The sequence below is a fragment of the Leptonema illini DSM 21528 genome, from assembly GCF_000243335.1.
In the GTDB taxonomy this organism is placed as follows: domain Bacteria; phylum Spirochaetota; class Leptospiria; order Leptospirales; family Leptonemataceae; genus Leptonema; species Leptonema illini.
The window spans coordinates 3252992-3276445 of record NZ_JH597773.1; the positions used below are offsets into that span (position 1 = coordinate 3252992).

22 protein-coding genes are annotated in these 23454 nt (G+C 54.1%); 7 read left to right on the forward strand and 15 right to left on the reverse strand.

Annotation, left to right across the window (positions count from 1 at the left end):
- Positions 1-24: 24 nt before the first annotated feature.
- The 6 genes from LEPIL_RS14860 to LEPIL_RS14885 all read right to left on the reverse strand — a co-directional run bounded on the left by LEPIL_RS14860 (position 25) and on the right by LEPIL_RS14885 (position 7969).
- Positions 25-831: a CbbQ/NirQ/NorQ/GpvN family protein gene (locus LEPIL_RS14860; protein ID WP_002773653.1), complete on the reverse strand. Its 807-nt coding sequence runs from the start codon at positions 829-831 to the stop codon at positions 25-27.
- Positions 824-2191 (reverse strand): cbb3-type cytochrome c oxidase subunit I, encoded by a 1368-nt coding sequence (locus LEPIL_RS14865; protein ID WP_002773654.1) that lies wholly within the window; start codon positions 2189-2191, stop codon positions 824-826. The genes LEPIL_RS14860 and LEPIL_RS14865 overlap by 8 nt, the downstream gene beginning before the upstream one ends.
- A 16-nt stretch (positions 2192-2207) precedes the next feature.
- Entirely contained in the window at positions 2208-2894 is a 687-nt protein-coding gene (locus LEPIL_RS14870; RefSeq protein WP_002773655.1) for a c-type cytochrome, read from the reverse strand.
- An 89-nt stretch (positions 2895-2983) separates the two neighbouring features.
- Positions 2984-5056, reverse strand: coding sequence for a SpoIIE family protein phosphatase (locus LEPIL_RS14875; RefSeq protein ID WP_002773656.1), 2073 nt, complete (start codon positions 5054-5056; stop codon positions 2984-2986).
- On the reverse strand, positions 5035-5739 hold the full coding sequence (locus tag LEPIL_RS14880) for a YoaK family protein (RefSeq protein ID WP_002773657.1): 705 nt from the start codon (positions 5737-5739) through the stop codon (positions 5035-5037). The genes LEPIL_RS14875 and LEPIL_RS14880 overlap by 22 nt, the downstream gene beginning before the upstream one ends.
- A complete protein-coding gene (locus LEPIL_RS14885) occupies positions 5732-7969 on the reverse strand; it encodes an alpha-glucosidase (RefSeq protein WP_157135091.1) in 2238 nt (745 codons plus the stop codon). Before LEPIL_RS14885 ends, LEPIL_RS14880 begins: the two co-directional genes overlap by 8 nt.
- Before the next feature lie 81 nt (positions 7970-8050).
- Between LEPIL_RS14885 and LEPIL_RS23530 the strand changes: the two genes are divergently transcribed.
- A complete protein-coding gene (locus LEPIL_RS23530) occupies positions 8051-8221 on the forward strand; it encodes a hypothetical protein (protein WP_157135092.1) in 171 nt (56 codons plus the stop codon).
- Here LEPIL_RS23530 and LEPIL_RS14890 read toward each other — a convergent pair.
- Together LEPIL_RS14890 and LEPIL_RS14895 are read right to left on the reverse strand one after the other, a co-directional pair.
- Entirely contained in the window at positions 8206-8436 is a 231-nt protein-coding gene (locus tag LEPIL_RS14890; RefSeq protein ID WP_002773659.1) for a cytochrome C oxidase subunit IV family protein, read from the reverse strand. The genes LEPIL_RS23530 and LEPIL_RS14890 overlap by 16 nt on opposite strands.
- A gap of 6 nt (positions 8437-8442) precedes the next feature.
- A complete protein-coding gene (locus LEPIL_RS14895) occupies positions 8443-8997 on the reverse strand; it encodes a cytochrome c oxidase subunit 3 (RefSeq protein ID WP_157135093.1) in 555 nt (184 codons plus the stop codon).
- A gap of 138 nt (positions 8998-9135) precedes the next feature.
- Between LEPIL_RS14895 and LEPIL_RS14900 the strand changes: the two genes are divergently transcribed.
- The 3 genes from LEPIL_RS14900 to LEPIL_RS14910 are packed head-to-tail and all read left to right on the forward strand — an operon-like array spanning position 9136 to position 11976.
- A complete protein-coding gene (locus tag LEPIL_RS14900; RefSeq protein WP_002773661.1) occupies positions 9136-9900 on the forward strand; it encodes a hypothetical protein in 765 nt (254 codons plus the stop codon).
- A gap of 1 nt (position 9901) precedes the next feature.
- Positions 9902-11545, forward strand: coding sequence for a hypothetical protein (locus tag LEPIL_RS14905; RefSeq protein WP_002773662.1), 1644 nt, complete (start codon positions 9902-9904; stop codon positions 11543-11545).
- Between the two features lie 29 nt (positions 11546-11574).
- Positions 11575-11976, forward strand: coding sequence for a hypothetical protein (locus tag LEPIL_RS14910; protein WP_002773663.1), 402 nt, complete (start codon positions 11575-11577; stop codon positions 11974-11976).
- Positions 11977-12056: 80 nt separating this feature from the next.
- Here LEPIL_RS14910 and LEPIL_RS14915 read toward each other — a convergent pair whose 3' ends face one another.
- The 5 genes from LEPIL_RS14915 to LEPIL_RS14935 form a co-directional block, all read right to left on the reverse strand.
- A complete protein-coding gene (locus tag LEPIL_RS14915; RefSeq protein ID WP_052608379.1) occupies positions 12057-13550 on the reverse strand; it encodes an efflux transporter outer membrane subunit in 1494 nt (497 codons plus the stop codon).
- Positions 13551-13571: 21 nt separating this feature from the next.
- The gene (locus tag LEPIL_RS14920; RefSeq protein ID WP_002773665.1) at positions 13572-14777 is read right to left on the reverse strand and encodes an ABC transporter permease; all 1206 of its coding nucleotides are present in this window, start codon (positions 14775-14777) and stop codon (positions 13572-13574) included.
- Positions 14774-15538: an ABC transporter ATP-binding protein gene (locus tag LEPIL_RS14925; protein WP_002773666.1), complete on the reverse strand. Its 765-nt coding sequence runs from the start codon at positions 15536-15538 to the stop codon at positions 14774-14776. The genes LEPIL_RS14920 and LEPIL_RS14925 overlap by 4 nt, the downstream gene beginning before the upstream one ends.
- On the reverse strand, positions 15539-16813 hold the full coding sequence (locus LEPIL_RS14930; RefSeq protein ID WP_002773667.1) for an efflux RND transporter periplasmic adaptor subunit: 1275 nt from the start codon (positions 16811-16813) through the stop codon (positions 15539-15541).
- Between the two features lie 202 nt (positions 16814-17015).
- Positions 17016-19325 carry a DUF1554 domain-containing protein gene (locus LEPIL_RS14935; protein WP_052608381.1) on the reverse strand — a complete coding sequence of 770 codons (2310 nt, stop codon included), beginning with the start codon at positions 19323-19325 and terminating at the stop codon, positions 17016-17018.
- Between LEPIL_RS14935 and LEPIL_RS14945 the strand changes: the two genes are divergently transcribed.
- Together LEPIL_RS14945 and LEPIL_RS14950 are read left to right on the forward strand one after the other, a co-directional pair.
- On the forward strand, positions 19318-19599 hold the full coding sequence (locus tag LEPIL_RS14945; RefSeq protein ID WP_002769616.1) for a transposase: 282 nt from the start codon (positions 19318-19320) through the stop codon (positions 19597-19599). The genes LEPIL_RS14935 and LEPIL_RS14945 overlap by 8 nt on opposite strands.
- The gene (locus LEPIL_RS14950) at positions 19596-20462 is read left to right on the forward strand and encodes an IS3 family transposase (protein ID WP_002771521.1); all 867 of its coding nucleotides are present in this window, start codon (positions 19596-19598) and stop codon (positions 20460-20462) included. The genes LEPIL_RS14945 and LEPIL_RS14950 overlap by 4 nt, the downstream gene beginning before the upstream one ends.
- On the opposite strand, the gene LEPIL_RS14955 is transcribed toward LEPIL_RS14950, so the two are convergent.
- Together LEPIL_RS14955 and LEPIL_RS22350 are read right to left on the reverse strand one after the other, a co-directional pair.
- Entirely contained in the window at positions 20427-21668 is a 1242-nt protein-coding gene (locus LEPIL_RS14955; protein WP_040918923.1) for a hypothetical protein, read from the reverse strand. The two genes, LEPIL_RS14950 and LEPIL_RS14955, sit on opposite strands and share 36 nt — an antisense overlap.
- A gap of 220 nt (positions 21669-21888) precedes the next feature.
- Positions 21889-22830, reverse strand: coding sequence for a glycosyl hydrolase family 18 protein (locus LEPIL_RS22350; RefSeq protein ID WP_002773668.1), 942 nt, complete (start codon positions 22828-22830; stop codon positions 21889-21891).
- A gap of 106 nt (positions 22831-22936) precedes the next feature.
- On the opposite strand from LEPIL_RS22350, the gene LEPIL_RS14965 reads away from it, so the two are divergent.
- Positions 22937-23443, forward strand: a complete 507-nt coding sequence (locus LEPIL_RS14965; protein ID WP_002773669.1) for a hypothetical protein — start codon at positions 22937-22939, stop codon at positions 23441-23443.
- The last annotated feature ends 11 nt before the right edge of the window (positions 23444-23454 follow it).

The following is a 23454-nucleotide window of genomic DNA, read 5'->3' on the forward strand; positions in this document are numbered from 1 at the left end:
ACCCTGAAGAGTACTATCAAACTTTTAAAAGAGAAGAGCAATCATGTCGTTCAATGCGGCCGCCGTCTGACGGTCGTCGGTGAGCGGCTCGGTGATAGCCACAGTGCATGCAAGACGCGGGGGGATGCCCGATGCGGCAAGCGCGGCGGCGTCGACAAGAAGGCGTGTTGATACCGTTTCCTGAAGCCCGGGAAGTATTGCGCTACGGATGTTTGCGGCAAGTTGAACGAGTTTATCGCAAAGCGCCGGCTCTGCTCCCGTTTCGGTTCGCACGATCTCGGCTTCGACGGACTGATCGGGGTAATCGAAACTCATGCCGATAAAGCGCTGCCTTGTCGAGGGCTTGAGCTCACGGTTACCGCTCTGATAATCCGGATTGAAAGATGCTACCAGCATAAAACCGTCCGCGGCCTTCAGGCGTTCGTTACGGCGGTCGATGTAAAGCTCGCGGCGATGGTCGGTTAACGAATGAATGGCGACGATCACGTCGGGCCTGGCCTCGGCGACTTCATCAAGATAGAGGATCGCCCCTTCACGTACGGCCCTGGTCATCGGTCCGTCCTGCCAGATCGTTTCATCACCAAGAAGAAGATAACGCCCGATCAGGTCGACGGCCGAAGTCTCTTCGTGACAGGAAACGGTGTAAAGAGTGCGCTCAAGGCGAGCCGCCATATGCTCGACGAATCTGGACTTGCCCGTTCCCGTCGGTCCTTTTAACAGAACAGGCAGATGCCTTTCTGCTGCATGCAGAAAGACATCGACCTCCGCTGCGCGAGGACGGTAGTAAGGTACCGTCCCCTTTTCAGCGGCGACTGTGTGAATCTTACTCACGACCCGCTCCGGCGGTCATCTTCTCATCACTTACGCCGATCATCTCGTCGCTCGGAAGTCCGAACTTGATGAAGTTGTAGATGTAGAGAATAATACCGACCGAAAAAAGCGACGCTGCCAGGATAAGACCGACAAAATGAATCTCGATCTCTTCCTGAACGGCGAGGAAGTCCATACCAAGACGGCGCTCAAGATACACCTGCGCGATACCGGCGACGGCAAAGGCGCCCGTCATACTCGTCATTCCGATATTAGACGTCCAGAAGGCGAGCAGGCCCGTCATGTTGTTCCAGAGCTTGCGACCCGTCATAAGCGGCTGAGCATAGGAGATCACGGCAAGCACGATCATCGCATAGGCTCCCCAGAAAGCGAGGTGGCCGTGCATGGCCGTCACAAGCGTTCCGTGTGTATACAGGTTAACCTGAGGCAGCGTATGAGCGAAACCGAGGAATCCCGCACCGACGAAGGACATGATAGCGCAGCCGATCGTCCAGTAGAGGGCGACCTTGTTCGGATGGCTGCGTCCGGCACGACGATACATGGCGATCGCGAAAAGCGCCATTCCGAGAAATGCAAGCGGTTCGAGAGCGGAGAAAATACCGCCGATCCACAGCCAGTAGCTCGGAGTTCCGATGTAATAGTAGTGGTGCCCTGTTCCAAGAATTCCCGAGAGAAAAGTTAACCCGACGATCACATAAAGCCACTTTTCAATTACTTCACGGTCCACACCGGTCAGCTTGATCAGCAGATAGGCGAGCAGCGATCCCATGATGAGCTCCCATACGCCTTCCACCCACAGATGCACAACCCACCATCTGAAATAAGAATCGAGAGTCTGGTTATGGAAGTAGATCATACCGGGAAGGTAAAGCAGTGCGGCCGAGAAAAGTCCGAAGAACAGAACGAGCGACGTCGTCGTGTAGCGGTTGCCCTTCCACACCGTCATTCCGATGTTAAAGAGGAAGGCCAGAACGTTAACCACGACGAGAAAGTCGAGCGGACGGGGAATTTCAAGGAATTTGCGGCCTTCCCACCAGTTCAGATGAAAACCGGCAATGGCGACGACGCCTACGACGACGAGGCTGATGAGCTGAATCCATCCGAGTTTTTCGGAGTAGATCTCGCGGTCGCTTTCTTCGGGGATGATGAAATAGGCGGCGCCCATAAATCCCGTTAAGAGCCAGACGACGAGCAGGTTCGTATGTGTGGCGCGAGCCGTATTAAACGGAATGAATTCATGCAGTCCGTCCATACCGATCCGGGCGAAGCCCATGACGAAGCCGTAGACGAGCTGCAGCGCAAAGAGCAGCATACAGGTTGCGAAGAACCAGTACGCGAGTTTCTGTGATCGAAATTTCATAGTTTACTCCAGAGGATCATTTCAGAGCAGAAAGGAATTCGGAGAGCTCTGTCAGCTGTTCAGGGCTGAGCGGAAGCTTCGGCATGGCCGTGCCGGGTTTAACCGATTGAGGGTCCGAAAGCCATTTTGTAAGATAAGCGGTATCGTATTTCTTACCGACGCCGTCAAGGGCCGGTCCGACCGTGCCGCCTTTTCCGCCCAGAGCATGGCAGGATTTGCAGAGAGACTGAAAAACAGCCGGTTCGGCGGCGGAGTTCTGAGCCGTGGCCTGTTCGGCCTGGGCGACCTTAATCGTCGGTTTAGGCGGGAATCCGTTCAGATCCATCTTGCCTGTCCATGTGAAGAAGGCGATCAGATCGTCGATCTGCTCGTCAGTGAAGTCATACTTCACCATCTTACGGCGGCCGGGGTACATGGCCTCCGGATCTTTGATGAAGACCCGAATCCATTCCGGATCGCGGCGTTCCATCACCCTGGTCAGTTCGGGCGCATAGTACGCTCCTTCGCCGAGAATGGTGTGGCATCCCATACAGTTGTTCTGATCGAAGATCAGCTTTCCCCTTTTTACGGGTTCGGTCAGGTTCTCAGCACGGGTCTGCGCCGGAACGCGGGCCAGCGTGTCAAACGTCAGACCAATAAAGAGCGCCGCAAAAAGCGCCGTCCCACCAAGGAAAAACCATCGAGCCTGTGATTTTGTAAGCATGTGAATTCTCCAATTTATGATTCAATACTATTAAAACCTGGATCATCGTCAACTATTTCACAGCATTCCGGATGGTTCCGAAAATGGGACTATTTCTCAACTTCGATTAGAATCCACGTAATATCGTCCTCTATGGCCGCCTTGCCGGTCCGGTTCGCTATGACAAGGGCGCGCATATAGTCGACCAGCTCATCCATCGTGTCCTGACGCCGGCTGATCAGGAACTCATCCAGCTCAGAGGGGATGGCCGGCTCTCGTTTTGAACAGACCTCTATGACCTCTTCAAGGCCGTCAGTATAAAGAAGCAGACGATCGCCTTTTTCAATCGTTGAAGTGAGCGTCTCGGGGCGTGTCTCGTCGATCAGGCCCATCGCCCTCCCCCGACCCTTCACCCTGACAAGCGTCCCATCTGCCTTCAAATGCAGAAGCGCCGGATGGCCGCACGATCCGTAGCGCATCATGTGTCTCTGCGAATCGATATACAGATAGCCGGCCGTAAGGAAGTGGTCGCCCAGTCGTCCATAGATCGTGCGGTTCATCCATTCGAGAAGCCCTGACGGATCTTTCATAAAAGGTCGATAGGTCTGAAACGTATAACGCACGAGGGAGGCGAAAAGAGCGGCCGGCGTTCCGTGCCCCGTTACGTCGGCGATTAAGATACCGACCTCGCCGTTATGGCCGCTTATTCCATCGGCCTTTCCATCGCCCGCTCCGGCGAAAAAATCGAAGTAATCGCCGCCGAGTTTGCCGCTCGGCTCATATTCCGAGACGATCTTCAGTCCTTCGATAAGCGGGGGTTTTTCGGGAAGCAGCGCCGACTGGATGCGACGGGCGGTGTCGAGCTCCGTATTGAGTGCGTCGAGACGGCGGGAGCTTATTTCGTTCGCGAGAGCAAGCCTGTCTTTTTCCTCTCGAATTCGCCTGTAGCGGTACGATACGCCAAGGGCAAGGATAACCATTTCAATCGCCGCCGCTGCCTGTATAGAATAGATCGTGCTGACTGATTTATCGAAGACGGCCAGGTTACTTAAAACGACGACGACGCCCGAGATGAGGAACCCCGAGAAAGAAAGCAGATAGAACCAGGCCATCCGGCTTCCTGCTCGAATGTTACGATACGTCGAGACCATGAGCACGGCCAGCGTGAAAAGCAGAAAGACGTTCAGAGAAAAAGATATCATGCGGTAGGGGATGATAAAGGAAAGCACGACGCCGAGGGCGGCAACGATCGCCAGGCCTGTCTGGATCGACCACATCGTGCGCTGCCGCTGACGCAGTTGAAGATACTCGCTTGAGAAGAGGATGGCAAAAAAGATGGAGAAACCAAGGAAGGCCGGGTTCAGGCGATTGGTCAGAAATGTCGATTCGGGAAAGAGATAGAGAAAGGCGAAGCCGTTATACACAAAGAGAAAGAACCCAAGCGAAAAGATATAGAGGGCATAGAGGGCAAAGATGCGATCTCGCAGAATCAAGAACTGGCCGAGGCTATAGGCGACCATGATAAGAACCATGCCATAGAAGAAACCGAAGACGAGATTCTGTTCGTTCGATTTGATACGGAATTGCTCGGGCGTGAGAACGGCGGGAAGAATGGCAAGCACGCTGGTCGTTTGAAAGCGCAGGTAGAGCTGCCTTTCGCCGTGAGCGGGTACGCTGAACGGAAAAATATGATTGCGATCGCGAATCGGCCTTTCTGACATGACGAGCATATCGCCTGATACGAGGGTTCGTAAGATGAGGTCATTCTCGGTCTCGTAAAAAATCACTTCATCAAGCGGCGGAAAATCGATATCAAGATAGAGATCGGCCTGCTTATCGGTCGGATTGCTTACGACTAACCTGACCCACAGCGTACGGTTGTCGAAACCGAAGTTCAGCTCATGTTCGGACGTCGCCTGAAAGGCGTCCGTTTCTGGCAGAATCCTATCCACTCGAATGGCTTCATCCAGAGTTGCTTCTGCGGATGCTCTATTGCTCGGGCCTCCAGGTCCATGCAGAGCGCTGCTATCTTCAAAGGCATAGGATAACGCGATCTGATTCGCAGAAATCCTCTCTTCTGAAAAGCCCGCAAGCGACGTACCGAGAAGAAGAAGGCTGGCCACAAGGACGCGAATAAGCCAGGCCCTCAGGTTTATACTGTCTAAGCTGCTATGGCCTTCCATCTGAAAATCCGCAGAAGAAAGTAAATCAATCCGGCGATAAACAGCCACAATGCCGGAGCATAGAGAGCGAAAAATCCCATGCGCTGAAAGAACACCTGACCGATGCTCCCGCCAGAAAGAAAGCCAAGCAGAAGTATTGAGAAGAGTGAAAACCGTAACAGAGGAACCTTTCGATTGCGGAGCATCTGGCCGATTAAGATTCCAAGATCGGTGATGATACCCGTCATATGAGTCGTGCGTACAACCGCACCACTGTAAGAAGTGGCCATTGCGTTTTGAAGTCCACAGGCCATCGAAAGCAGGTATTCTCCATAAACCGAATTCTGCAGCAGAAGAGAGGCGGCAGCGATGATAAACGCCGATTCAATCATGAGCAGAACACCGTAACGCCGGCCTGGCTTGAATTGCGAATCATGCGTGATATAGCCCGACACCGAGGCTCCGATCATAAAGCAGAGTACGATAAGAACGAACGTCTGCGCCTCGGCGTATTTTCCCGAGGCGACGCTTGCAGCAAGCCGTGTAACGTTACCCGTCGTGTGACTGATCGCCTGATGAAAGAGACCGAGGAAGCTGACGACGTTGATAAAGCCCGCCGTAAAACTGAGAAAGAAGGCGCCTGGAAGCAGGATCTGAGGCAAACGTGCCTCAGGTCTGGCCGATTCGGGAATCGTCTTATTCATGGGATTCGCTCTGGACGGCGGCCCTGCGAAGTGCTGCAATCAGATCGGCACGTTCGGCGCGAATAAAGATGGCGGGCTGGCCGATGGGCGCCTGTACGCTGTGCGTTCGTTTTCCCTCGAAAGCCTTCTCTGTCCACAGATGAATCCATTGCCCGGCCGGCAGATATACCGAAAGCTCGGCAACTCCCTTATCCAGTACGGGCGCTACGAGAATATCACGACCGAGAAGAAAGCTCTCATAGCGAATGCCATACACGGCCGGATCATCGGAGTAATGAAACCATAGCGGACGAACGACAGGCCAACCGTGCTGCTCCGCTTCGGCGAACAGCGTCTTTCTATAAGAGAAAAGAGCGGCGTAGATGCGAGCGAATCGTGAGAAATGCAGAAGCGTCTCGTCGTCGCTGTGAAACTGATGGTTCACGTCGGGTCGATTGCCTTCATGGGTGCGAAAGACGGCCTGAAAGGCGGCCATCTCTGTCCAGCGCATAAAGAGCTCTTTCGAGCGATGATAATCGCGCAGCGGATGCGTGATCGTCGTATAACCTCCGATGTCGGAGTGATTGATGCTGAATCCCGAAAGGCCGCTTGAAAGAAGTCCCGTTACGGCCGTCTTAATGCCGTCGTATTCATCCCAGCTGACAAGCTGGTCACCCAGCCAGAACAGCCGGGCCTGTTCCGGACTCTGCGTGAAGGCAGATCGCACAAAGAAAACGACGTCCTCGTTCGCATGCGACTTCTTCCATTCTTCGGCTGCCTCGCGATTTAGAGCGGCCCACTGCTCTGGATAACGATTGTGAAACGAAGAAGCCGGCTCGCCCGAAAAGAGTTTCGCGTCAAAGGGAAGAGCCTCGCCGAAATCGGCCATATAACCAGAAGCTCCGCGGGAGAGAACTTCTTCTTTGATGACGTCTTTCATCCAGCGGCGCGCGGCGGGGTTCGTCAGATCAAGCAGGCCGGCATGAAAATCGGTATTGAGGATCAGATACGGTTCGCCGTCGGCCTTTCTCACGAGGTAGCCGTTTTTCTCGGCCTCCGCAAAGAGATTGCGGCGTAGATTACTTTTGAGTGACGCCACATCGGCAAAAAAAGGATTCACGTAGGTCATCACGCGTATGTTCTTTGAACGCAGCTCGGCATTTAACTCATCCCACTCCGGATAACGATCCCGGTCGAGCTCCCAGTTCCACCAGAGCTGTCGCCCGAAGCTTGTCGTGCGCTGTCCCACCCAGTCCTGAAGCCAGAAAGCGGCCATCGGAGTATTATACGAGTCGAGTTCTTTCAGCCGTTTTCTGACTTCGTCGGTGCCGCCCTGCATACCGATGATAGCTCCACTGTGAATCCAGTCGGGTAGCGCCTTCATGCGGCCCGAATACTCTGTATAACGCTCGACCAGCTCCGCGGGATCAGAGCCCGATAGCAAGCGTCCGGTCATCCGATTGCTGAAAACCTCGATGCGAACGAGATCCTCTTCGGTCATATCAAAGATGGAATACTCTCGATTTTCAAGAAAGAGGGAGCGCATACGACTGCTTATAAAGTGCGGGACGCCGGCGTAACTCGTATGCCAGTCTCCGCCCGCTCCTGCCGTGAGGTTAGCCCCCGCGGTGATGGGCTGTGTTCCGCGACCGATGCCCTGCTCCTGTACGAGGATGGGCAGTTGGCGACCTTTCAGATTGAAGTAAGTGAACTGCTCGCCGAATCCGAAGAAGGCCTCGTCTGTAACTGAGGATAGGTTCAGCTGCAGACGGTTCAGCTCAGGAGAGAAGAGACGAAAGTCGAAGCGCAGAGCGTGATCTGACACCTCTTTAAAATGAAACTGATAGGCGATACGGCTCTCGTCCTCGCAGACAAGGCTGCCGCGAACAAGCATCTCGGGGCCAGAGGCGACCACGCTTTCGACCACCTGCCCGCGGCAATCCAGAAGCGTTTCGTCTTCAATTGAGAAAGATCCGCGTGATTCCTCGACCTTTTCTTTGCCGCGGCCTCCGGTCAGGAAGGCATGACCGGGCAGGGACTCGGCAAGGATGCGATCGCCGTCTTTCCAGCGGTAGACGGGGCCTTGCTCTGTCACCGATCGCTCAAGAGTAAAACGGCCGGCCGACCATGTATGCGGCGAAGGAAGCGTGCGCATGACATCGGCCTCAATCAGCCGATCGGGACGGGGAGAGGAACAAAAGGACAGGAAGGCGAGAACGGAAAGGGTCGTAAGGATTCGTAAAGTGCGCAAGAAAAGCTCCATCGAAGTGCTCTACAACTCGTCTCATTGACATGAAGCCAGTCAAGAGAAATCCAGACCGGCGACGGACGCTTGCATCCCGCTAAGGATGGTCGCGTCCGTCCGCTTTTTCTGACGGGTGAAGAAAAGGCCGACCTGCTGGCCTTTCTTGAGGCATTGACCGACGACTGCTTCTTGAATGATCCGGCCTTCGCCGATCCTGATCTGCCTCCGCTTTCTATGCCCGATTATTGCAGCAAATAACTGAGCATACCGGTCACAAGTCCCATGTAAAGGATCATTCCGAATCGCCATAGGGGATGGGCGGTTCGAAGATGCATATAGTTATCCGTGATAAGGACGGACTTCACGAAGGTGAGCGCTCCGGCGGCGATGGCAACGGGCAGCGCAAGATGCGGCAGCAGGAAGATCGTTGCCGAGAGGAGTAAGAGCACGATGTATATGATAAATTCTTTCATGTCGGGTTAACCTGTTACATAGAATAGCGGAAACAGAATCAGCCAGATCAGATCGACAAGATGCCAGTATGAGGCGGCCGAGTTTGCGATCAGATGCCGCTCCGGATGATCGGAAAGCAGGCGTCTTGATGCGATGACGAGGAATACGACTCCAAGGATGACGTGCAGAAAGTGAGCAAACGTCAGGAAGTAATACGAGAAAAAGAAAAGGTTAGTCGTCGTCGTGAATCCGGCTGAAATATCGACGCCATATTCAACGATCTTAAGAATCAGAAAGATCCCACCACAGAGGGCGGCCAGCAGAAAGGACTGCGAGGCTTTCGTCCGTTCAAGCCGCAGGGCTCGCGCTGCAAGAAAGCTTCCCGTAATCAAGAGCAGGGTATGCGCCATCGCAAAATTAGGGATGAGGTGCTGCGACGATTCATGAAAGAGTGCCGGGTTTTCGTTTCGCACAAGCGCGTAGGCAAGAAAGAAACCGGCGAAGGTGAGCAGTTCGAGCGTGATGAAGATCCAGAGGGCCAGGCCTCCCGGAGGGCTCGACAGGGTGCGTGTATTTTCCACGTTCATAAGAAAGTGAGAACAGTGATCCGGACAAGCAAATTTAATACCTTGGAGTATTGATTTTAGGGGTTCGCGGGTTGAGCTACGGAAACGGAGAGAAAATGGAAACAAACTCGACAGAAATCTGTTCTTCTGTCTATGGAAGGCATGCTTGAGAAGGTGGAAGTCCCGGCAGGTTTCGGGTCAGCGGTGGAGGCGGTTGTTCCGGAGTTGCTTCCGGGGGAGTGCACGAATATAGAAGGGGCGACAGAGGCATGGAAGAATCTCCAGTCGGAGTTCCGACCTGCCTTCAAAATCGTCGAGGTCGGAACTCCGACCGGGCTTTCAAGGAGCAGACAGGCCCTCGTACCCCCGGATTTTGAATGGCCCATCTGCAGGGAATGTGGCAGCGAGCTGGTCCTGAAGCATCAGATCCACCGACAGGATGCCCCCGGGTTGCCGGCTCCCGCCGGGAAAGACCTTTTTCTGGCCTTCCTGTGCCCGGAGGACTGTGGCGAGGAAGAGCCCGAGCATTTTTTGACCTTTCTGGACTCCAGGTCGGAACTCCGACCGGCCACTGAGGGCCCCCACGCCGAACCGATCGGCCTCCAGTTCGAGCCGTTCCGGGATCATCCGGGCATATCAGAACTCCAGCCGATTGCCGGCACAGACTGGATTGCCGTCGGCCTTGCCGATTGTGAGCTTCTTGAGAACGGCAAGCCTGTGCCGTTCCTGGACGGAATCGACCAGCACCACTTGAATAGCGAAAAGACAGGCGGCTATGTAAGCTGGGTCCAATGGGCCTGGCGGTGCTGTTCCTCCGCCCTCATGCCTGTCACGCAAATCGAATGGGCTGAAGGCTACTGGTATGTCATGGCCTGCCCGGACTGCGGCAAATTGCACACCGAATATCAGGGGACCTGAGATGACCGAATCCTTTGAACAACTGGCGCGCAGCGTGGCTGCCGACCTTGCATCTCATTCAGGGATTGAGACGATCTCGCTTCATACGGAGCGGCATAGAAATGTGATTCGGCTAACGATGCGTCCTTCATCCGGAACGAATGAGGCGGTGTTTCCTTATTCACAGTGGCATGATGATCTGTCGCGAACGCCGGATCGGTCGCTTCGCACATGGTCGAGACGACTTGTCCGCCGTATATTCGCGCATCTTCCACAAGACTGGAATCAGCGACTTCCTGTTTCTTTTTACTGGATTACGGGCAACGGATCGCATTCCGTCGGAACGTCGGCGTCGCTTGCCTTCCCCACCGACGAACGGACAGGCGAATACATCACCGACGGAGCCCTGCGGGGTGGCGGCGTTCTTGTCTGTTGTGAGCGCTGCATCGCCTTCCTTGACGGCGCTCGCTCCTATGTTTATCCATTAGACGAGATCGATGATCTTGCTCTTGAAGATGTGCATGAGAGCGGCAGCATCGAGTTTCACTGCCGTAATGAAAACGTAGGCATCGAGCTGCACGGGCGTTATGACGGCAACCTGCCTGCCGACGTACTTGCTTATTTTTCAGAGGATCGTTTCCCTCCGTATCGCGAGATGTTCAAAAGTAACGATGTGCAGCGTATCTACGCGCATGCAGATCGCATCCTGTCCTCGAAATCAAAAAGGGCGTATCATTACCTGATCCTTCTCGCCTATTTCAAGAAGCAGGATTTTCCGTTCGTCTGTGAGGTAGCAAAGAGAGGCGCCACGCAGTTCGATCTGTCTCTCGAACTTCTCGACAGCGCCACGCCGGCCTTTCTGAAAACCGGACGCTTCTCGGAACAGCTCGATCTCTTCAACCAATCCGTGCATACAATCCTTTCCGTTCCCGGAACCGATAGATGCACATTGTGGATGAATCTTGTCGGTAATACTCTTGTTTCAGTCTGCATGGCCGATGCAGCCGTTCAGAATGAATTCGCCCGTCAGTATTACTTCGAAGATGCAAGGGAAGAGTGGGGTCCGAGCGGACGTCTCTTCTATCATAACTTCGCCTGTCTTTTCGCAAGACTCTCTGACTATGGCCGCTGGTGTCGTGCCCTGGAGCTGGCTCGGGAGTTTGGCGAAAATAAGGATCAGATCGAAGGCGAAGAAGACTTTGCGCCGATGCTTGCCACGTCCGCCGGTCGTCAGTTTGTCGATCAACTGCTTTCGCGTGAGGGACGCTTCTCTCAAAGCGAAAGACGGTTAACGATGACCGATCTGATTCGCCAGCGCGGAGCCGGCGAGAATCACAGGCTTGTAAATATCCTGAAAGAGAAAACACCCGAGGCGATCGCCTATGCGCGGGATATTCTGCAGCAGCCCTTTGCCTCAAATATGGACAGACAGGAGTGCTTCTTTGCATTGCTCGGAGCGGATGGCGATGAGAATCTTCGCATTGCGAGAGAGGCCTATGAGCGCTACGGCGTCCATGAGTCCTGGGACTTCTATCCGGGGTTTACAGGGCTGAACGTATTTTATAGCGATGCAGCGCGTTTTGCCGAAAATGCTCGCTCGATCATGGGCTCAGATGCAGATTTCTTGATCGAGCAGTATTTGAATTCATCGAAGCAAGAAAGCTGATCCACAGCAAAGAAAGGAGTGCCGTGGCTATGACAGGATCGCAGATACAGGAAAAGCTGAAACAATTCGCCGGACGACGCGTGACTGTTGCGTACGATCATCCATTTCAGCGAGATGCACGTCGATATCACTACGTACCTCGCAGAGAGGATTTTGATCAGGATTCTTTTTATGAGCTCATAGAAAGCTTTGATGGATATATGATCGATAATGGCCGCCCTCTCGACTTTGAAAGCGTTTATATTCTCTCCTGTGAAGACGGCATTGAGATAGACGACGAAGGTGAAATCGAGTATGTGCAGGTCGGAGACGCATACGTATTCGACTTTGAAAGCGGGTCTGTGCTTCATTGTGAAGGAGGCCGTTGCTCGACGGCTTTTGCGAACTTAGATAGTTATGTTGCTCGCTTATCGTTGCGCAGTCAAACCTGAGTATACCTTCGTCTTTTACCCGCAGAGAAGCGCTGGCCCGTCTCAACAATCGGGTCTCGAACCAGCTTGAAAGCCCCTTCTTACCTGGCCCTTTCTTCGGGAGCATAGCTCTGCCAGCCGCCGCCGAGAACGCGATAGAGCCTGATGAAATTCGAGATGCTCTCGCCTTCGCTGATGGCGAGTTCATTCTGTCGCGAAAGCATCGTCTGTTCGGCGGTGAGCACGTCTGAAAAGGCGACCAGACCGGTTTGATACTTCAATCGCGTAAGCATGGCCGCCTTTTCGGCATGGGCAGCCGCTCGTCCAAGGGCCAGACGTCGCTCTTCTTCCTGTGTATAAGCCACAAGAGCGACGTTGATCTCGCTTAACGCAGAAAGTAGCGTCTGTTCGTAGGCGTGAAAGGCCTCGGACTTCGTCGCCTTCTGTATATCGACGCGGCGACGGATCGCTCCGGCATCGAAGATATTCCAGCTCAGGCGAAGACCGATCGAAGCGATCGACGTATCGGTGCTGCCCGTCGTCGTGTAGCTCAGCGTTCCGGGAAGCGTGAGCTTCGGATAAAGATCAGACTTGCGGACGCCAATGCGCGCCGTTTCTGCGGCCAGCTTACGCTCGGCCCGACGAATATCAGGACGCCTTCGGATCGCATCGGCAGGCGTATCGATCACAAGGCGATCGGGCAACCGGGGCCGTGTTTTTGCGGCAAGCAGCTCCAGCGTCTTTTTCGAGAAGGCCTCGGGCTGTAATCCAAGCAGAGCGGCAAGCGTGAAGCGCGTCTGAGCGATGCCTGCCTTCAGCGTCGGAATCTGAGAATTCGTCGTCTCGATATTGAGACGGGCCTGCTCTTCATCGAGTCCATCCGACAGTCCGGCCTGGACGCGATAGAGCGCAAGATCAAGCGAGGACTGCTGTATTTTGAGGTTGTTCTCGGAGATTTCAAGTCGGCGTTCATAGGTACGAAGAGAGATATAGTTAAGCGCCACCTCGGCCACAAGGCTGGTTAACGCATCTCTGTAGGCCTCATGCGCCGATTGCAGATCGGCCTCCGCCGCCTCAAGGGCCCGGCGGTTGCCTCCGAACAGATCGATCTCCCAGCTTGCATCAAGACTGCCCGTACGCGTCTCTTTTCGCGACGTGATCGGCTTTCCGCTTTCGTTCCTCTCCAAAAGGGCCTTCGCCAAATCGGTGGATGTCGTGGGAGTATGATCGGTCTGCACCCGACTCTGCTGGTCTGTGATGGCTCCGTTTGCATCAATGGTCGGAAAAAAGGCCGCATAGGCTAACCCTCGATTGGCCCGAGCGGCCACAAGTCGGTCGGCGGCCTGCATCAGCGTGCGGTTGTTCTTTACGGCCTCATGCACAAGCTCGTTCAGCGCCGGATCCTCCGTCTTCTGCCAGAACCGGGCAATCCACTGCGGATCAAGCTCCGACACGTGCATGCCCGGAAGATCGGCCTGCCACTTCGACTGAAGCTCCACTGTCGGCGCCTCGTAGTCGGGCCCGACACTGATGCACCCGTGAAAGACGATCGTTAACAGCGGGGCGAACGTAATTTTGAAAATCCTGAGTCTCATTGGTATGCCGGATGTGTCCATTTACTCTCTGCGAAGGGCCTCAATCGGATCAAGCTTCGCCGCCTTTCGAGCCGGCAGGTATCCGAAGATGATGCCGACGGCAGCCGAGAACAGAAAGGCCCCGAGCGCCAGAAGCGGATCAAACAGAAACGGAAGATCGATCAGCGCCGAGATGCCGATGCAGGCAATCAGAGCAAGGACGAGTCCGATCAGACCGCCCAGGGAGGAGAGCACGGCCGCCTCGACGAGAAACTGAAGCAGCACGTCGCTTTCAAAGGCGCCAATGGCCTGCCGGATGCCGATCTCCCGCGTGCGTTCGGTGACCGAGACGAGCATGATGTTCATAATGCCGATTCCGCCCACAAGAAGGCTGACGGCGGCGACGGCTCCGAGCAGCGAGGTGAGCACCTGTGTCGTTCCGGTCATCACCTGCACGATTTCCTGCATATCCATGACGCTGAAGTTGTCGTCCTGGCCGGGTCTTATGCGCCTCCGGTCCCGCAGCATCGCTTCCAGGTCGGATTTTACCCTGGAGGTCGGAACTCCGACCTTCGCCTGGACCTGAATCGAACTCACGTCGGAACTCCCCGCGATCCGCCGGAAGAACGCCCGGATCGGAATAATCACCGTATCGTCCGCATCGCTCCCCATCGTCGTCTGCCCTTTCGGCGCAAGCAACCCCACCACATCACAGGCCAGCGTTCCCAGGCGGATGCGCTCCCCGATCGGATCGGCCGAGCCAAAGAGTTCCCGGCGCACCGTCTCGCCAATGACGCAGCTCAGCTTACCGCCGTCCTGCTCGGCCTCAGAAAAGATGCGCCCGCCTGTGACGCTCATATCGCGGATCTTGAAATAGTCGTTCGTCGTTCCGGTGACGCTTGTCGTCCAGTTGCGTGATCCGTAGACGACCACCATACCTTTCGCCGTCGTCGGAGCGGCAGCAAGAACAGAAGGAACCTCATGCACGATGGCCCGGGCATCGCTCAGTTCAAACGGATCGGCATTTACCCTGGCGCCGGGCCCGCGCATCTGGCCGGGACGAACAAAGAGCAGATTCGAGCCCATGCTTGAGATCTGCGCCTTCACGCTTTCGGTGGCTCCGCGGCCGAGGTTCACCATCGTGACGACGGCCGCCACCCCGATAATCACGCCCAGCATCGTCAGTGTGGAGCGCAGAAGATTGCGTCCGATCGAAATCAGAGCCAGAGAAAACGAATTCCAGATCACAGGCGTTCCTCCCGTTCGATGCAGCCATCCCGGAAGTGCACGATGCGGCTGGAATACTGCGCCATATCGGGCTCATGCGTCACCATCACGATGGTGATCCCCTGATCTCGATTGAAGGATTGAAGAAGCTCCATCGTTTCGATGCTGCGGGCCGTATCGAGGTTGCCTGTCGGCTCGTCGGCCAGGAGCACAATCGGACGGGTGACGATGGCCCGGGCGATGGCAACGCGCTGTTGCTGTCCTCCGCTGAGCTCGCCGGGTGTGTGATGGGCCCGATCGGCCAGTCCGACGGCTCGCAGGGCGTCAAGAGCAAGCTCATGCCGCTCCGAGGTCGGAACTCCGCGGTAAATCAGAGGCAGCTCGACATTCTCAAGAGCGGTCGTTCTTGAGAGCAGATTGAACCCCTGAAAAACGAATCCGAGGTAATTCCGCCGCAGAAGGGCTCGCTGTTTGCTTGTAAGCGTTCCCGCATCGACGCCGTTGAACAGATACCGCCCCGACGTCGGCGAATCGAGGCAGCCGAGGATGTTCATACACGTCGACTTGCCCGATCCGCTCGGGCCCATCAGCGAGATGAACTCCCCCTCTTGCACGCTGAGATCGATTCCCGCAAGGGCGTGCACGGCCGCATCGCCCTGACCGTAGATGCGGCGCAGTTGCTCAAGGCGGATGACTTCGTTACGCGGGAAAGAGTCCTCATGCCGGATGGTATCGCTCCGTGAGGCGGATTGACGGCCCGATGTCTTTCGAGATCGCGCCATCTACTTTGCCTCGATCATCTCGATGATGAGATCGGTTCCGGGTTTGAGGTCGCCTTCGGTGATCACCGTGTTCGTTCCGTCGGTGGAGCCCGTTTTCACGGCGATGGCAACGGGCTGCTTCTCTTTTACCGTCCACACACGCTTCTCGCCGTTCTGCGATGGCGGACGCGATCTGCGCGGAGGGCCGGGCATCAGACTTGCGATGAAGCTCTTTTTCGGTGCCTCAACGGGCGGTGCGAAGCGCAGGGCCGCATTCGGAACGACAAGCACGTCGGTTAACTTCTCCACAACGATCTCAGCGGTCGCCGTCATGCCAGGCCGCAGCACCAGGTCGTTGTTATTCACGCGAAGCGTCGTTTCGTAGGTAACGACGGCCTCCGATGTCGAGGTGCTTGCCGTAGGCGCAAAGCGAACACGAGTGATCTTCGCGTCAAAGACGCGTCCCGGAAAGGCGTCGACGGTGAACGTCGCCGCCTGCCCCGTATGCACGCGACCGATATCGGCCTCGTCGACCTCCGCTTTGAGAACAAGCTGCGTCAGGTTCTCGGCGATCACAAAAAGCTCGGGCGTTGAGAACGAGGCGGCCACCGTCTGGCCCGGCTCGATCTTGCGTTGCAGCACGATACCGTTAATCGGAGCCCGTATCACAGACTTCTTAAGATTGATCTCGGTCACGGCAAGCCTTGCCTTCGCTTCTTTGATAGAAGCTTTAGCCGAGTTCTCTTTTGCAACGGCCCGGTTCATCGTAGAGCGGGCCGTCAAGAGATCCTGCTTTGAGGGAGTCAGGCCTCCGCTTAAACGATGCAGCTCTTCGAGCTTCTTGAGATTCTCGCGCGCCTCATCCAGCGTGGCCCGCGCCTCCACCAATCCGGCCTCGGCCGAGCTGACGGATGAAAAGGCCTGACTGTATTCGGCCTCAAGCTTATCGGTATTCAGGCGTGCAAGCGCCTGGCCCTTCTTTACGCGATCGTTCTCGTCGACAAGAACCTCCTGCACGATTCCTGATATCTCAGTACCGACCGTCACCTCTTTAACGGGCTCCAGCGTTCCCGTCGCCGTAACGACGACGGTCAGATTGCCTTTCTCGGCCTTGACCGTGCGAAACGTCGTTCCGTTGCCACTGCCGGTAAAGAAGTAGAACGTAAGCAGAAGAACGAGGACGGCTCCGCCTCCGATCAGCGGCCATCGGTAACGCGAAGCGGACGACTCCACAGCCTGCAGGCTGCGACGGATGTCATCCGCACCGGCATTCCGATCAGAAGAGAAAAGCGCCATAGAACCTCGCATTCAATAAGAGCCGTACAGATGGGATACCCGCAGGAATCAGAAAAGGTTCACGCAGAGTTCAGGCAAGAGAGATTCGCGGCCAGAAAATGAGAGGATAGCAGGGATTTGTAAAAAGAGGTAAGGCCCACCGATATCGATGGGCCCTGCCTGAAGCGTGAGAGTGCTCATCCCACGGGATGAGCGGAGGTCGTTACTGCTGTACGCAGATGAGTCGACGTGTGGTCGTCAATCCGCAATCGCTGATACCCTTACTGAGTGCATCCGCTTTGACGGATGTACCTCCCTGACCGTAAGTCGTTTCGTATGGGGGCCCCCCGGTATTGTTCTGAGTCCAGCCAAGACATGTGTTTGCGGCAGTAGTCATGTTGGAGTTAAGACCAGTCCAGTACGTGACCCCTGCATTTGTCGTGAAAGCGTTGTCGAGTGAGCTGATCAACGCGTTGCTGTTGGTCTGGAAGACCTTCGTAGAATAGGGGCCGGCTCCTCCCCCTATATCCTTACGATAGTAGCCTGTGCTCGGCTGTAGGATCCAGCCGACCGCACCAGTAGCATCTGTTCCGCTTGTTGTGGCGACGCGAGTGCTGCTATCGACAAGGAAGGCCTTGTAGGTGCCCCAGGAAGGTTTTCCGTAATCCGTATCGTTACAGTACGTGTCGGCCTGCGACATTCCAACCGTGAAGTTGGGGTTGAATTCTGGAATAGCACCATCCGTGATGAAAATAACCTTATCTTTATCTATGTTGTTGATCGGACAGATGCCCGGCGGGGTAATCTCGTTGTAGTACGGATCGCCGGATGATATGGCACCGAAGGTAACGCAACTGGGTTGCGGTCCGTCGGCTCGGTTATCATTCGTTACAGGAGTTACTGTGATCGGCACGCAGGTGTTTGCGGCCGAAATCGTCACGGTTGACGGACTAACGCTGGAGCATTCCGTGCTACCGCCCGAACAGCTGATCGAAAAAGAAACGGACGAGCTGGGTGCTGCGCCGGCCATTTTCAGGCCAAATTTGCCAGTTGTACCGCTTTCACTTGAGTTCCTCGTAGCGTCGGCGCCGCCCGCGTCGCAGACCTGGAGGGCCTGTTCGTTATCGGTGTTTCTGAGAGATACGGTTTGAGCTGAGGCATGCAATGTTCCGCAGGACGTGCTTACATCCAAAGTATATTGGACATTTCCATCGAAAATTGCGTCGTCCTGACCTGTGATTTCAATTCGGTTCGTCCCCGAATTAGACATCGTATTCCAGTTTGACGAGTTGATATTGACCGTTCCCGTCGCAGGAGATCCACCAACACCACCGCCTGCATAAGTCACGACACCCTCCGTTTCATCGTTACTGAAAGCCGAAACCGTACACGTGCCAGGGTTATTCTTGCCAATCCACCATAAGGTTGCCTTCCCGCCCCCTTCAGATGTTCCGAAGCCACCGGAGCGTCGGCAACTGACAACGGAATTTGTGCCGTCATTATCACAGCTAAAGAGACTGAAGACAGGCCTGGCAACCTTGCTGGTTTCGTTATAGCCATAGAGCTTATTCGCATATTGACCATCGCCTGTGATGCCGCTAACACGAACTGTGTAATCCTTGTTTCCTTCATTCGTGCTATCGGAGGCTCCTGTGACCGTGACGGTTTGCGGAATATTCCAGTTTGCAGGTGTGAAAATCAAGCTATTAGTGTTCAATGTCCCGTCATTATTTGAGGTCGTTACTTCGAGGGATACGACCACGTTACCCAACGGTTCTGAACGCAGCTTCATTGTCCACTGCGAGAAGCACGCCGTATCAAGTCTGGCGCTATCATCCGTTGCGAAGCCTGATATAGTCGTGGCACCACTTCCAGTCGTGTAAGTGTTTTCAGCACAATCATTCTGGTTTTTCGCTACAATGACAAAACCCGGTGTGTCATTGTCTATATAGTTAATGGTTACTCCGTTGACCTCAACATTGGAGAGAGTTGCTTTGCGATTGTTGTAGTTAGGATCGAGGCTCACCGCCGCCTTCACTGCTACAAGGAACTGAATTGTCCCGTCACCAATATCATCATTAGCGGGGACAAAATCGATTTTCTGGACTGTATCCCAGTTGGATGGAGTAAAAGTCACCGTCATGGTATTGGCGGGCGTATCGCCCGATCCTTGTAGTCTCAAGCCACCGAGACGGTCAACAGGTTTGACCGCTCCATCCCAACCTGAAGGATCGAAGACGGCGTCGATTTCAATCACAACATCGCTCGTTGGCTTTGTGTTCAGAACAAGGTCGAACGTGCTGATTTGACCCGTGGCTTCAATAGCTTGCGGGAAGGGATTCGTTACTATAATCTTCGGCTCATCGTCATCAATAAGAGTTACGTCGACATCTGGTGGATTGATGTTTCCATAATTTGTTGCCTGACCGAGGACAACTTTGAAATTAATATCACCATCCGCTACATCATTATGATCTTCCCCCCTTTTCCTGGACAGGAGACAGTAAAATGAAAAGGGGTAATTTATGGGCAAAAGAGGCCAGCATTACGATGATAGCTTTCGCAGAATGGCGGTGGATCGGTGGATTCGCGGCGGCAAAACCAGCAAGGAAGTAGCCGACGATCTTGGAATCTCTGTCAATTCCTTGAGAGCATGGAAAGCGCTGTATCTATCAGAACCGGGTGGACCCCAGCAGCAAAACCTGCAAGAGGAAGTTAATCGTTTAAAAAAGGAAGTCATGGAGCTACAGGAGGAGCGCGATATTCTAAAAAAGTCCGTTGCCATCTTCTTGAAACCCCGAAAATGAAATTCGCCTGGATACAGGAGAATCGCTCCGAGTTTTCGGTAAGGAAGATGTGCCGTGTGCTTGATGTATCGGAGAGCGGCTTTTATGAATCACAGATTCGACCTCCTTCACAGCGCTCAACAGAAGATGCTCGAATTGTGGAAGCAATCAGAGTGATCGCTGATGAAACGTTTGGTACCTATGGCAGTCCTCGCGTGACTCCGGAGCTCCATAATACAGGCATGAAAGTTAACCGAAAGCGGGTGGAAAGGCTGATGAGGGAAAACGACATTTCTGCAAGAAATCCGAGGGTTTTTCGTGTAAAGACGACGGATTCCAATCATGAATTGCCGGTTTCGCCCGATCTTGTTCAGCGAAACTTTGAGCCAGGTGCACTTGATCGAATCTGGGTAACTGATATCACCTATATCGAAACAACCGGAGGATTCGCTTACCTGACGACCTTCATGGACCTTGGAAATCGTGAAATCGTCGGCTGGAAACTTTCTGACAATATGCGATCGGAGTCGATCGTTGCCGCTTTGAGGCAGGCCTTGAATCGAAGGGGGCAGAATACCAAAGGCCTGATTATACATTCAGATCGTGGGGTACAATATGCATCGAAAGAGTATCGTGATGTATTGAAAGGTAAGAAGATAAGCCAGAGCATGAGTCGCAAAGGGAACTGCTGGGACAATGCTGTTCAGGAATCGTTCTTCCATACCTTGAAAACTGAATGTTTATACAGAATCGGGTTTTTTCCGAATTTTGAAGACCTACGAAGAATTCTGTTTGACTATATCGAAGTGTTCTACAACCGTAGAAGGAGGCATTCTGCTCTCGGGTACTTAAGCCCGGTAGCTTATGCACAGCAAATTGCATGATTCCCTCCGGAATATTGGGGGAAGATCATTATCGTTAGGAGTAATCGTTACCTCTTGAGCCGTACACCAGTTACCGACCGATGGACAATCACCCGGTGTAAAGGTTAGAAGAGTCGTGCCAATTGTTGCTCGATCTACACCGTCTGTTGTGGGCATGCTGTCGACGGAAACGGGAACGGTTACGATACTGGCTGGGCCTTTCAGAAGTTGTACCGAGAATCGATTCGCGGCACCAACGCCAGCGCCTTCGTTTACGGTACGCGTCAACGGAAGAACTTGCACAGCCGGCGTATCATTATCCAGGTTATATGCAGCGACGTCATTCGCAGCTGCGTTGGCCTGATTCGTAAATGGTTGTCTTCCGCTGTAATTGCCATCTGCGCTGCTGCCATTGTTGAAATGCAAATCATAGTCGATGTCACCATCAATCAGTGGGTCATCGGCACCGGTAAGTAAGACGGGCTGAGGCATCGACCAATTACCGCTGGTGAAAGTTAGTGACGGAACTGATACGCTACCCTCAGTTGTATCGGCGCTGCTCACGCCGATCGTTACATCATCCGTCGGGGCTGTTGTGAGGACTACGCTTGCACAGCCCCTTTTGCCGTCTTCGCTGGTTTCGATCTTTTTATCGGGCCGGGCGTTAATGTTTGAAGTTACAACGATAGATGGGGAATCATTATTGAGGATGACAATGCCCTTCACTTCACCAACGGTGAAGAGGTTGTAGTCTTGATCTTTGCTCTGTGCAGGTTGAAACTTGATTGAGACGAGAGTGTTAATCCCAACGTCAGTATTTGCAGTCAGTGAAATAGTCTGTGGCTGGTCCCAGTCCGAAGCAGTGAAGACGACCTGACTCTTATCGATCATGCCCATGCCTTCAGGTGCGACAGAAATTGGAATCTTAACATCGTCCGTAGGCTGGCGCGTAAGTTTAATCTTGAAGACCAAGGTCCCGGCACCATTTTCTGGCACCGTATAATTGCATTCGCTATCGTCAGCATCATCGTTGCCATCGCCATCAGGCCAGACGACGGCCCCGAGTGGGCCACGATTTACTTCAAAGAATTCCGTGATACCGAAGAGCATCTTATCGGTCAGGTCCCCGATGGGTCCACAAGAGGAGAGAAAAATAGTGCTGATTAGGGCGATCGGAGTTCCGACCTGCGTCATTTTGCTGAGGAAAAGGCCACGGATCTGTTTCATAGGTACTCTCTGGGAGCAAAAAAAAGAATTCGTGCGCGCTCCCGGATTCTGGGACGGGCAGTTGATGGAAAATCCGCTGAGAAAGGAAAATTTTGAAGGGAATCCGGACTGTAAGAAAATACAGGGGTGAACGTTACCCGGAAGATCCGGCTTATCGGTCGGCATTCAGCAGAGATCGGAGTTCCGACCTGCCTCAGAGCTTTCGATCGCGGAGGGTCGTTTAATTGCGGGAATACAGCCTCCAGTGAGCCGTCCCGCGCAAATGGTATCGTTTTGCCAGGAGTTTCATCTCACGCACGAGGTGTTCATCCGGAAAGAAGGCGATCTCAGCTTTTCTGTTCTCGACTGCGCCACCCGGACAGCGGGCCACGAGCATCTGGGAGCGGTGCCGGTGAACAGTGCCGGAGCGGCATTTCAGGAATTCCTGGAATGATTTCTTATGGAGAGTTCTATAGCGGCCGGTTTGGATTTCCCAGGCATAACCATAGGTCGGAACTCCGAGCCAAATTTTGTCTGCCCGGACATGCTTCATCGCCAGCTGAATCGCCGACTCGGCCAGATGGACATCGGTAACGGGGCCGGGTTCCGTAGACGGGCGGTGATAGTCATACGTCATCAAGACGAATTCATCCGCCAGCGGTCCGATTCGAGAAAGGTCGTGGAACTCTCTCTGAGACGAGGGAAAGTTCCCGGGAAGCACAGCAAGGGAAAGAGTCTTTTTTCTGGCTGTCATCTCAGGATAGAGCTCCAGCAATAACATCTCAAGATATTCAAGATCCTCACCGCCAAGGTGTTCAAAATCCAGATGAAGCCCGTCGTAGCTCTCAGCAAGGAACAGCAGCGAGCGAACGGCTGTTTCTCGGTGCCGGGCGGATCTGAGCACACTCTCGCCCGTTTCCCGGTCCGGAAAGGCTACGAGCGGATAAACACGGGGGCGTTTTCCGGGCCGGCCTATAATGGTCGGAACTCCGACAGACTGGAGAGTACCATCTCGCCTCATCACAGTGCCAATCATGGCAAGGACGGCAGATTCTTTGATGCCATCCCTGATCGATTGCGAGGACGAAGGCAGATCCTCAAACCCGACATAGTTCCAGATGTCGGCCTTAAGAGCGACTGGCGTTGCCAGGCTGGAGCTCAACATGATGATCACAAAGCGCATTTGCGCCGACCGAAAGAGCATGAGTGATTTCAGGCATTTTTCTGTCAGGAACAACCTTTTTCGATTTTTTTTGAGTACAATAGGCCGCTCTCCGACCTGAAGCGATATGCACATATCCCTATTACCCCAGCCACCCATCAGCCGGAGTAAGCAGCGCGATGTATTTCGCCTGCAGGCTGCCGGCAAAGTGGACTTCTTCCTTCCTTCTTTTGCAAACGACCAGTTCAACCTTCTTCGCAATGATCCCGGCAGTTTGAATCTCTTTTTCAGGCTCCTACTCGGTCGCTATCGTAATCGAATCCTCCGACAGTTTTATAGAAACTTGAGCAGCAGTGACGACAGAATCCGGACACGCTATCAGTTCTCGGGTCTTGCTCTGCGAAGAGTGAGCTTCCCCGTGGAAGAAGAGGTCTGGGTTGAACTGCGATTGCTCTCGCTTGCCGTCCGGTGTTCAATGAGCCTGATCCTTGTGCAGCTTGTTCAATATGAATACTGTCGTCGATGGAAGTTCGGCCTTCGTAAGTGGGACCCTCACATAGCGGGTCAGGTCGGAACTGCGACCTTTCACAGTCTGACAATTTCCTATTCAGAGGGTTGCAGAGGCTTGGACTGAGAGTATTTTTC